This window comes from Nocardioides aromaticivorans (assembly GCF_013408525.1).
GTDB classification, from domain to species: Bacteria; Actinomycetota; Actinomycetes; order Propionibacteriales; family Nocardioidaceae; genus Nocardioides; species Nocardioides aromaticivorans.
This window is the reverse complement of sequence record NZ_JACBZM010000001.1, coordinates 196,980-206,577: the sequence shown is the minus strand read 5'-3', so window position 1 is coordinate 206,577 and position 9,598 is coordinate 196,980. Positions and strand designations below refer to the sequence as shown.

General features: G+C 74.5%; 10 protein-coding genes and 1 riboswitch. Of the genes, 5 read left to right on the top strand and 5 right to left on the bottom strand.

The window, feature by feature from the left end:
* Window positions 1–2: 2 nt before the first annotated feature.
* Both BJ993_RS00945 and BJ993_RS00940 read right to left on the bottom strand, forming a co-directional pair.
* Window positions 3–668, bottom strand: coding sequence for a precorrin-8X methylmutase (locus BJ993_RS00945; protein ID WP_179647408.1), 666 nt, complete (start codon window positions 666–668; stop codon window positions 3–5).
* The gene (locus BJ993_RS00940) at window positions 665–1,531 is read right to left on the bottom strand and encodes a ferredoxin-like domain-containing protein (RefSeq protein WP_179647407.1); all 867 of its coding nucleotides are present in this window, start codon (window positions 1,529–1,531) and stop codon (window positions 665–667) included. The genes BJ993_RS00945 and BJ993_RS00940 overlap by 4 nt, the downstream gene beginning before the upstream one ends.
* Before the next feature lie 52 nt (window positions 1,532–1,583).
* Window positions 1,584–1,767: riboswitch (cobalamin riboswitch) on the bottom strand.
* A gap of 40 nt (window positions 1,768–1,807) precedes the next feature.
* On the opposite strand from BJ993_RS00940, the gene BJ993_RS00935 reads away from it, so the two are divergent.
* The 3 genes from BJ993_RS00935 to BJ993_RS00925 are packed head-to-tail and all read left to right on the top strand — an operon-like array spanning window position 1,808 to window position 4,847.
* Window positions 1,808–2,929 carry a Nif3-like dinuclear metal center hexameric protein gene (locus BJ993_RS00935; RefSeq protein ID WP_179647406.1) on the top strand — a complete coding sequence of 374 codons (1,122 nt, stop codon included), beginning with the start codon at window positions 1,808–1,810 and terminating at the stop codon, window positions 2,927–2,929.
* Window positions 2,926–3,669: a zinc ribbon domain-containing protein gene (locus tag BJ993_RS00930; protein ID WP_036544511.1), complete on the top strand. Its 744-nt coding sequence runs from the start codon at window positions 2,926–2,928 to the stop codon at window positions 3,667–3,669. Before BJ993_RS00935 ends, BJ993_RS00930 begins: the two co-directional genes overlap by 4 nt.
* Complete coding sequence (locus BJ993_RS00925; RefSeq protein ID WP_179647405.1) at window positions 3,669–4,847, top strand: bifunctional RNase H/acid phosphatase; 1,179 nt, start codon at window positions 3,669–3,671, stop codon at window positions 4,845–4,847. The genes BJ993_RS00930 and BJ993_RS00925 overlap by 1 nt, the downstream gene beginning before the upstream one ends.
* 50 nt (window positions 4,848–4,897) lie before the next feature.
* Here BJ993_RS00925 and BJ993_RS00920 read toward each other — a convergent pair whose 3' ends face one another.
* Both BJ993_RS00920 and yaaA read right to left on the bottom strand, forming a co-directional pair.
* Window positions 4,898–5,944, bottom strand: coding sequence for a PDDEXK family nuclease (locus tag BJ993_RS00920; RefSeq protein ID WP_179647404.1), 1,047 nt, complete (start codon window positions 5,942–5,944; stop codon window positions 4,898–4,900).
* A 118-nt stretch (window positions 5,945–6,062) separates the two neighbouring features.
* Entirely contained in the window at window positions 6,063–6,842 is a 780-nt protein-coding gene (gene yaaA / locus BJ993_RS00915) for a peroxide stress protein YaaA (protein WP_179647403.1), read from the bottom strand.
* A gap of 24 nt (window positions 6,843–6,866) precedes the next feature.
* Here yaaA and BJ993_RS00910 point away from each other — a divergent pair, with 24 nt between their 5' ends.
* Both BJ993_RS00910 and cobU read left to right on the top strand, forming a co-directional pair.
* Window positions 6,867–8,300, top strand: coding sequence for an RNB domain-containing ribonuclease (locus BJ993_RS00910; protein WP_179647402.1), 1,434 nt, complete (start codon window positions 6,867–6,869; stop codon window positions 8,298–8,300).
* Complete coding sequence (gene cobU, locus BJ993_RS00905; protein ID WP_179647401.1) at window positions 8,297–8,818, top strand: bifunctional adenosylcobinamide kinase/adenosylcobinamide-phosphate guanylyltransferase; 522 nt, start codon at window positions 8,297–8,299, stop codon at window positions 8,816–8,818. Before BJ993_RS00910 ends, cobU begins: the two co-directional genes overlap by 4 nt.
* Before the next feature lie 2 nt (window positions 8,819–8,820).
* On the opposite strand, the gene BJ993_RS00900 is transcribed toward cobU, so the two are convergent.
* A complete protein-coding gene (locus BJ993_RS00900; RefSeq protein WP_308645437.1) occupies window positions 8,821–9,594 on the bottom strand; it encodes an adenosylcobinamide-GDP ribazoletransferase in 774 nt (257 codons plus the stop codon).
* Between the last annotated feature and the right edge of the window lie 4 nt (window positions 9,595–9,598).

Sequence of the window (9,598 nt, the reverse complement as noted above, 5' to 3'; positions counted from 1 at the left end):
GGCTACTCCTCCTCCTGGGCGAGGGCGTTGACCGCCGACGACGCCATCGCGGAGCCGCCGCGGCGCCCGCGGACGGTGACGAACGGGATGTCGATGCCGTGGTCGTCCGCGAAGGCGGCGAGCGCGTCCTTGGACTCGGCGGCGCCGATGAAGCCGACCGGGCAGCCGACGATCGCGGCCGGGCGCGGGCCGCCGTCGAGGATCATCTCGAGCAGGTGGAAGAGCGCGGTCGGGGCGTTGCCGATCGCGACGACCGAGCCCTCCAGCAGCGGCTCCCACAGTGACACCGCAGCGGCGGTGCGGGTGGTCGACCACTCCTTGGCCAGCGCCGGCACCCGCTCGTCGGTGAGGAAGCAGTGCACCGGGTTGTCGGCGGGGAGCCGGCCGGCGGTGATGCCCATGGCGACCATCCGTGCGTCGCAGAGGATCGGCGCTCCGGAGTCGAGCGCACCGCGCGCCGCCTCGACGAGGCGGGGGTGGACGACCAGGTCCTTGACCAGGTCGGTCTGCCCGCTGCCGTGGATCATCCGGACGGCGACCTTCTCGGCGTCGGCCGGCACCAGCGAGAGGTCCGACTCGCGGCGGATCGTCGCGAACGAGTCGACATAGATCGCCGGCCCGTCGGCGATGTAGTCGTAGCGGCGCGGGGGAGCGGTCAGCTCGGTCATGGGCCCTCCTCCAGGGAAGCCGACGTCGGGATGAGCACGCCGTGCCAGGGCGTGACGACCACGGTCGTCGCGCTCCAGCCGGCGATGGTCGGGAGGTCGAGGCCGTCGTCGCCGACCCGGACGTGCTCGCCGCCGGGGACCTCGCCGTACCCCAGCGCCGGCGCGTGTACGACGCCCGCCGGCTCGGCCGGGACCGGCGCCACGAGCGGCGCGGGCAGCTCGTCGACGTGCCACGCGGCCGCCGGCCCCGTGCCGCGCGCGGCGAGGAAGTCGCGGGCCAGCCCGGCGAGCGAGCCTGCCGCGTCGCGCAGGTCGACCACGGCGCCGTACCCCTCGCCGACGCGGAGCTGGGCGCTGCCGGCGTCGAGCGCGACCAGGCCGAGGTCCTTGTGCCGGTCGGCGAGGTCGCCGCGGCCGTCGTCGAGGGTGAACAGGAAGCGGCCGGGCAGGCCGGCGAGCTCCGGGTCGTCGAGGAGCAGCGCGTCGAGCGCGGTCACGACGGGCCGCAGGTCGGCGTGGCCGCCGGCGAGGCCGGTCTGCGGGGAGGCGAGGACGTTGCGCACCCGGTCGTGGGCCCGCGAGGGCAGCAGCCCCGTCGCCTCGAGCGCCTCGAGGGCGGGGGCGGCGAGCCGGTCGCCGGCGTCGAGCGGCATCGCCCGCAGCTGCAGGTTGGCCCGGCCGGTCACGCGGACCCGCCCGTCGCCGTACTCCTCGGCGACCTCGGCCAGCGCGCGCAGGGCCGCGGTCGACACCTGGCCGCCGGGCACGCGGATGCGGACCAGCCCGCCGTCGTCGGCGGGCCAGGGGTGCACGATGCCGGGGCAGCGGTCCGGCCGGCTGCGGGTGGTGGCTGCTGGGGCCAAGGGTGGTCCTTCGAGGTCGGGGCTCCTCGCGATCGCCCCTTCGACCTCGCGGTGGTCTCCGCAAGGGCCAGCAGGTCTTCGGACTCGGGATCATCCGGGCTGGAGCGTCTTCCCAGGACCCGGAGGACCCAGTGACGTCGTGCTCCGCCCGTCACCCACACCGCTGCGCGTCAGTCCCGGACTCACACCGGGTTCCCTGACCTCCGGGGAGGTCGACTGGCCCTCGCACACTATCAACCTCTGGCCGCTCGTCGACCCACCAGTAGCCTGACGGACATGCCTGCGCTCAAGGACGTCGTTGACCTGCTCCACGGCTGGTACCCGCCCGCGACCGCCGACTCCTGGGACGCCGTCGGGCTCGTGTACGGCGACCCGGCCCAGCAGGTGCGGAAGGTGCTGCTCGCCGTCGACCCCTCGCCCGCGGTCGCGGAGCAGGCCGCGGACTGGAAGGCCGACCTGCTCGTCGTCCACCACCCGCTGTTCCTCAAGCCGGTCAACGGGTTCGCCGCGACCAGCCCGAAGGGCCGCACGCTGCACACCCTCGCGAAGGCCGACTGCGCGCTGCTGACCGCGCACACCAACGCCGACCAGGCCGTGGGCGGCGTCTCGGAGTCGCTGGCGCTGGCGCTCGGGCTCACCGACCTCGAGCCGATCATCCCCGCGCCGGGCGGCCCGCGGGACAAGCTGACGGTGTTCGTGCCCGCCGACGCCGCCGCCCCCGTGCGCGCCGCGATCGCCGAGGCCGGCGCCGGCCGGATCGGCGACTACGACTTCGCGTCCTTCACCAGCGCCCCCGGCGAGGGTCGCTTCCGGCCGCTCGACGGCGCGAACCCGATGGTGGGGACGATCGGCCAGCTGGAGACCGTCGAGGAGGTGCGCGTCGAGGCCGTCCTCGAGCGCTCGGTCCGCACGGCGGTGGTCCGCGCGATGCTGGCCGCCCACCCCTACGAGGAGCCCGCGTACGACGTCAGTGAGCTCGCCGACCCGGGCCTGGCCGGGACGGGGACCGGCCGGATCGGCACCGTCGCGCAGGCGACGCTGCGGGAGTTCGCCGAGCACGTCGCGGCGGTGCTCCCGGCGACCGCCCACGGCGTACGCGTGGCCGGCGACGGCGACCGCCCGGTCCGCCGCGTGGCGGTCTGCGGCGGCGCGGGCGACTTCCTGCTCGACCGGGTCGCGGGGCTCGGCGTCGACGCCTACGTGACCAGCGACCTGCGCCACCACCCGGCGGCGGAGTTCGTCGAGAAGGGCGGCCCGGCGCTGGTCGACGTGGCCCACTGGGCGGCCGAGTCGACCTGGCTCCCGGTCCTCGCCGAGCGCCTCCACGACGCGCTCGGCGACGCTCTCGAGACCCGGGTGAGCGACATCGTCACCGATCCTTGGACAATGCACCTGTGAACGCCGACCCCGCCGCCCAGCTCCGCCTGCTCGACCTCCAGGCGCTTGACTCCCAGGTCGACCAGCTCCGGCACCTGCGGGCCAACCCGCCGCAGGCCGCCGAGATCAAGGAGCTGCTCGGGAAGCGGGCCGATGTCGACGGCCGGCTGCGCGACCAGCGCATCGTCGTCGACGACCTCTCGCTCGCGCAGGCCAAGGCCGACGCCGACGTGGAGCAGGTCAAGGCGCGTCGTACCCGTGACCGCGAGCGGATGGACTCGGGCGCCATCGGGGATCCGAAGGCGCTGGAGCGGATGCAGCACGAGCTGGAGTCGCTGGAGCGCCGGATCTCGACGCTCGAGGACGAGGAGCTCGAGGTCATGGAGCAGCTCGAGGAGGCGCAGTCCGCGCTCGGTGAGCTGACCGCCGCGATCGAGGAGCTCGACGCCCGGCTCGGCGAGCTGACCACCGCCCGCGACGAGAAGGCGGCCGAGCTGGACGCCGAGATCGCGCAGGTGGCCTCGGGCCGCGACGCGATCACGGCCGAGCTGCCCGCCGACCTGCTGGCGCTCTACGAGAAGATCCGTGCCGCCAAGGGCGGCACCGGCGTCGGTGCGTTGCGGGCCCGCCAGTGCGGTGGCTGCCAGCTGGCCCTCGACGCCGGCGAGCTCGCCGAGATCCGGGCGACCCCGGCCGAGACCGTGATCCGGCACGAGGAGTGCCAGCGGATCCTGGTGCGGACGGCCGAGAGCGGCCTCTGATGGTGACGCCCGCCCGGGTCGTCGTCGAGGCCGACGGCGGCTCTCGCGGCAACCCCGGGCCGGCGGCGTACGGCGCCGTGCTGCGCGACGCCGCCACCGGCGAGGTGATCGCCGAGGACGCCCGCACGATCGGCGTCGCTACCAACAACGTCGCCGAGTACTCCGGCCTCGTCGCCGGGCTCGCCCTCGCGGTCGAGCACGCGCCCGGCGCGTCGGTCGAGGTGCGGATGGACTCCAAGCTCGTCGTCGAGCAGATGTCGGGGCGCTGGCGGATCAAGCACGCCGACATGAAGGTGCTCGCGGCCCAGGCGGCGGAGATCGCGCCGGCCGGTACGACGTACACGTGGGTGCCGCGGGCCGAGAACAGCCACGCCGACCGGCTGGCCAACGAGGCCCTGGACGGCGTGCGCGACGGGGTGACTCTCGCCTCCGGCCCGGTGCCCGGCGACGGTGTCCCCGACGAGCCCGAGTCCGCGGCCGAGGAGGCCTCCTCGCCGTCCTCCAGGCCCGGCGAGCCGACCACGATCGTGCTCGTCCGCCACGGCGTCACCCCGCACACGACCGGCCGCCGGTTCTCCGGCGGTCTCGGCGGCGACAACCCGGCGCTGTCCGAGGAGGGCCGCGCCCAGGCCGCCGAGGTGGCCGCGTGGCTGACCGAGCTGAAGGAGAGCATCGACGTCGTCGTGGCCTCGCCCGTCCGTCGTACCCGCGAGACGGCGGACATCGTCGCCGCCGCGCTGGGCCTGCCGGTCGAGGAGGAGCCCGGCTTCGCCGAGATGGAGTTCGGCGAGTGGGACGGCCTCACCTTCACCGAGGTCGCCGAGCGCGACAAGGAGCGGATGGAGGCATGGTTCGCCGACATGGCGACCCCTCCGCCGGGAGGCGAGTCCTTCGTCCAGGTCCGCGAGCGGGTGCTCGCCGGGCTCGAGCGGGTCCTGGAGGCGCACGAGGGCCGGACGGTGGTCGTGGTCAGCCACGTGACGCCGATCAAGACCCTCGTCGCGCACGCGATGGAGGCGCCGCTGGACGCGCTGTTCCGGATGGAGCTCGCACCCGCCGCCGTCTCCGTGATCGCGTTCTGGCCCGACCCGCGGACGGGGGAGAAGCGCGGGTCGCTGCGCTTCTTCAACGCGCTCGCGCCGGGCCGGCGGACGCTGCGGGACACCGGGCGCTGGTGATCCGGCGCTGGTGATCCGGCGCCCGTCGTACCGGACCCAGTGGCTGTGGATCAGGCGATTTCACGACCATTCAGTCCGGTACGACGGTGGCCGAGCCAGCGTTCGCGCTCGGCCGGGCCGAGGGCACGGCGCCGGGCGACCGTCGTGGTGTCCGTCCACCACGCCGGCGGCTCGATGGTCCACAGGCGTGGGCCGGCGAAGCGCGCGGCCCGTTCGTACGCGCCGTCGAGGCGGTGCAGGAACCGCTGCCGCTCGCCCTGGCCCGCCATCATGGTCGCCACCTCGATCCCGAGCCGGCGGGTGAGCTCCGCACGGTCCAGGTCCTTGCCGCGGCGCGGGCCGGTGTCGTGGACGCTGCCGTCGTACTCCCCGGCGACACCGGCCTCGACGTCGAGCAGGTCGGGTGTGAACAGGTGGTTGCCAGCGAAGTCGAAGACGGGTTGGTTGCACAGCAGCGGCCGGTCCCGGTCTCGTTGCCAGAAGCGTCGCATCACGATCTCCATCGGCGACCATGCGTTCTCGTCCGCGACCGCGAGGGCGGCCTCGAGCCGCACCTTGCCGGGGCGGCTGGTCAGCCTGGCCGTGTAGGACGTCAGCTCGGCGATGCTGACCAGGTCGTCGTACGCCGCCATCTCGATCGCCCGGAGGGCCGCGATCTCTCCGTCCGCGACCCGCGCCTCGTAGGTCACCGATCGCACCGGCGTCGTGATCGGCAGGCCGTCGACCACTGTCACGTCTCCGGGGAACAGCCAGTCCTCCGAGACGATGATCTCGTCATGCCCGCGCTTCGCGTGCCGGTCGCCGACCGCGATCGGCACCGGAAGCGGTGAGCCGTCGGCTGCCCGGCCGTCGAACCACCGAGCGCCGAGCCAGCGCAGGGCCGCCCAGCCCGTGACGGCACAGCCATACGGCACGTTGGCAGCGGCGTCGACGATCCGCTGCTCGGTGCTGTCGGGTGCCGAGCGCGGGCGGTAGACCCCGAGTCCGACGTTGGTCCAGTGGGGACCGCGTGCCTGCCCGCGGGTCGGACCGGTGACGCCGTGGGGATCGATCCGTCGTGGACTCGCGATCCCCGGTCGGCTGATGTGCAACTCCACCCGCACACCCTGCGCGAACGGGGCGGGTCGTGCTTCCGCTCATCCACAGGCCGTCGTACCGGACCCAGTGGCTGTGGATCAGGCGATCTCACGACCATTCAGTCCGGTACGACGCCCGCTACAGCTCGCTGACCACCACGTCGAGCTGGGTCCCGGCCTTCCCCGGCGCCCCGATCTCCACGGTCCACCCCAGCCGCTCCAGCGTCGCCGCCAGCGCGGCGGGCGTGCGCGGGTCGGCGCCGTCCTCGAGCAGTGCGCGGACGATGCGTCCCTTGGTCGCCTTGTTGAAGTGGCTGACCACCTTGCGGGTGCCGTTGTGCTCGTGGAGGACGCGCACGGTCGCGGTGCGCTTCGCGAGCTCCGGGCCCGGGCGCCAGAAGTTGGCGTACATCCCCGAGCGCAGGTCCACGAAGAGACCGCGCCCGATCGCGGCCGTCATCACGTCGGGCAGCGCCTCACGCCAGACGCCGGCGACGGGGCCGAGGTCGGGGAGGGTGGCATCGCCCGAGAGCCGGTACGACGGCAGGCGGTCGCCCATCCGGACCAGCCCGAACAGGCTCGAGGCCACCCCGAGCCGGGAGGTCGCACGGCGCTTCGCCGCCGCGGAGAGCGACTCGACGTCGAGGGCGTCGTAGAGGACGCCGGTGTAGATCCGGTCGGCCCGTGCGGTGGGTGCCTCCCGGAGCCCTGCGTTGCGCAGCACGAGGTCGGCCTGGCCGGGGGAGAGGCCCAGCACCTCGGCGGCCCTGACCGGGTCATCGGCGCACAGGGCGACCAGGGCCTCGAGCACCTGCTCCCGGGCGGGGGTCAGCTCCGGTGACGAGAGCGCCGCGAGGTCGAGGGGCTTGCCCCGGGACGGGGTGGACTTGCCCTCACTCGGCGGCAGCAGGATCAGCACGGCCGCAAGGATAGGGTCGAGCACATGCCGAACAACCTCGTGGTCCGGGTCAACGCGAGCTCACCGGCGCTGCAGGAGGGCCTGCGGGCGATCGCGACGGAGCTCGAGCTCCCCGGCGAGTTCCCCGCGGAGGTGACCGCCGCGGCGGAGCAGGCGGCCGCGGGCGTCGTACTCCCGGAGCTGGACCGGACCGACCTGCCGTTCATCACCATCGACCCCGAGGGATCGATGGACCTCGACCAGGCCGTGCACATCGTGAGCGCAGGCAGCGGCTTCGTCGTCCACTACGCCATCGCCGACGTGGCCGCGTTCGTGGAGCCCGGCGACCCCGTCGACCTCGAGGCGCACCGCCGCGGCGAGACGCTGTACGGCGCCGGCAGCCGGATCCCGCTGCACCCGCCGGCGCTGTCCGAGGGCGCCGCCTCGCTGCTGCCCGACCAGGTCCGCCCGGCGCTGCTGTGGACGATCGAGCTCGACGAGGCCGGCACGACCACGAAGGTCCACGTCGAGCGGGCGCGGGTCCGCTCGACCGCCCGCTGGTCCTACGTCGACGCGCAGAAGGCGCTCGACGACGGCTCGGCCGGCGAGGTGCTGCAGCTGCTCCGGGAGGTGGGGCGACTACGTGAGAAGCAGGAGATCGACCGCGGCGGCATCTCGCTCCCGCTGCCGGAGCAGGAGGTCGACGAGGTCGACGGTGGGTTCGAGCTGGTCTTCCGCCAGCAGCTGCCGGTCGAGCAGTGGAACGCCCAGATCTCGCTCCTGACGGGCATCGGCGCCGCCTCGCTGATGGTCGGCGCGAAGGTCGGCATCCTGCGCACGCTGCCACCCGCCGACCCGCGCGACGTCTCACGGCTGCGCCGCGTGGCCAAGGGCCTCCGCGTCGACTGGCCCTCCGACATGGACTATCCCGAGTTCATCCGCTCGCTCGACCCGTCGAGGTCCCAGCACCAGGCGATGGTCGTCGCCTGCACCCGCCTGCTCCGCGGCAGCGGGTACGCCGCCTTCGACGGCGAGCTGCCCGAGCAGACCCGGCACTCGGCGATCGCCGCCGAGTACGCCCACGTCACCGCGCCGCTGCGCCGTCTCGGCGACCGCTACGCCGGCGAGGTGTGCCTCGCGATCTGCGCCGGGACGCCCGTCCCCGACTGGGTGCGGCAGGCGCTCCCGGGCCTGCCGAAGGAGCTGCAGGACTCCGCCCGCAGGGCGGGCGCCTACGAGCGGGCCGTCCTCGACCTGATCGAGGCGGCGGTGCTGGCCGACCGCGTCGGCGAGGAGTTCGACGGTGTCGTGACGAGCGTCCGCGAGGACGAGCCGCGACAGGGCGTGGTGGTGCTGGCCGAGGTCGGTGTCGAGGCGCCGGTCTCCTCCGAGCGCCCGCTCCCGCTCGGCGAGGACGTCAAGGCCCGCCTGGAGACCGCCGACGTGGCGGCCCGCAAGGTCGCGTTCACGCTCGCATGAAGGTCCTGGTCACCGGCGGCGTCCGCTCCGGCAAGTCGCGCCACGCCGAGTCGCTGTTCACCGCCGACGACGCCGTCACCTACGTCGCCGCCGGACCCGTGTACGACGACGCCGACTGGGCCGCGCGCATCACCGCGCACCGGGAGCGCCGGCCGGCGACCTGGCGCACCGAGGAGACCCGCGACGTGGCCGGTGTGATCGGCAGCGCCGGCGGACCGGTGCTCGTCGACTGCCTCGGCACCTGGCTGACGGCGGTCGTCGACGAGGCGGGACTGTGGGACGCGCCGGTCGGCGAGGTCCAGGAGCACGTGCTCGGTGAGCTGGCTCGCGTGGTCGCCGCGGTCGCCGCATCGACCGTGCCGGTGGTGCTCGTGACGAACGAGGTCGGTCTCGGCGTCGTACCGGCGGAGCGGTCGGGGCGGCTCTTCCGCGACCTGCTCGGCACGGTCAACCAGCAGGTGGCCGAGGTGTGCGACGAGGTCCACCTCGTCGTCGCCGGGCGGGTGCTGAGGCTCTGAGGTCAGGCGCCGGCGAGCCCGACCAGCAGCACCGCCAGCGCCACCTCGATCGAGGCGCCGAACACGTCGCCGGTGACGCCGCCGAAGCGCCGGACACAGTGCCGCGTGAGCAGCGCGACCACGAGGCCGGCGACCACGACGGTCACGGGTCCGCGCACCGGGTCGACCAGGGCAGCGAGCGCGGCGATCACGCCCCAGCCCACCAGCGTCACCGCGACCGGGATCCGCCGGGTGAAGGTGACGCCGAGCCCGTCCTCGCGGGCGGGCGGCGCCAGCGTGCTGCAGGTGATCCAGAGCGCTGCCCGCGACGCGCACACCGCTGCGCCGGCGAAGACGACCGGGCGCAGCTCCCCGCCCCGGGGCACGAACCACGCAAGCGCGGCGGCCTGCACGCCGAGCACGAGCACGAGCGCGGCGACACCGGCCGGGCCCGCCGTACCCGACTTCATGACGGCCAGCGACCGCTCCCGGTCGTAGGACGAGGTCAGCCCGTCGGCGACGTCGGAGAGGCCGTCGAGGTGGAGCGCCCGGCTGCCGACCGCGAGGACGGCGAGCGCCACGAAGGCGACCGCGGCGGCGTGCAGCCCGAGGCGCCCGCCGCCCCACAGCACCACGCCGACACCGACGCCCAGCGGCAGAACGGCGAGCGGCGCGACCAGCAGCGCACCGGTGGCGATGCCGGGGGTCACCCGCAGCACGGCCGGGACGCGCAGCGCGGTCAGCATCCCGATCGCGAGCCGCAGGCTGCGTCCCGCGACGGCGGCGTCCACGCTCACCCGG

Excerpts from the sequence above, each read along its gene's own strand:
- BJ993_RS00945 (WP_179647408.1), bottom strand. The coding sequence starts at position 668 with ATGACCGAGCTGACCGCTCCCCCGCGCCGCTACGACTACATCGCCGAC.
- BJ993_RS00935 (WP_179647406.1), top strand. The coding sequence starts at position 1,808 with ATGCCTGCGCTCAAGGACGTCGTTGACCTGCTCCACGGCTGGTACCCG.
- BJ993_RS00925 (WP_179647405.1), top strand. The coding sequence starts at position 3,669 with ATGGTGACGCCCGCCCGGGTCGTCGTCGAGGCCGACGGCGGCTCTCGC.
- BJ993_RS00910 (WP_179647402.1), top strand. The coding sequence starts at position 6,867 with ATGCCGAACAACCTCGTGGTCCGGGTCAACGCGAGCTCACCGGCGCTG.
- cobU (WP_179647401.1), top strand. The coding sequence starts at position 8,297 with ATGAAGGTCCTGGTCACCGGCGGCGTCCGCTCCGGCAAGTCGCGCCAC.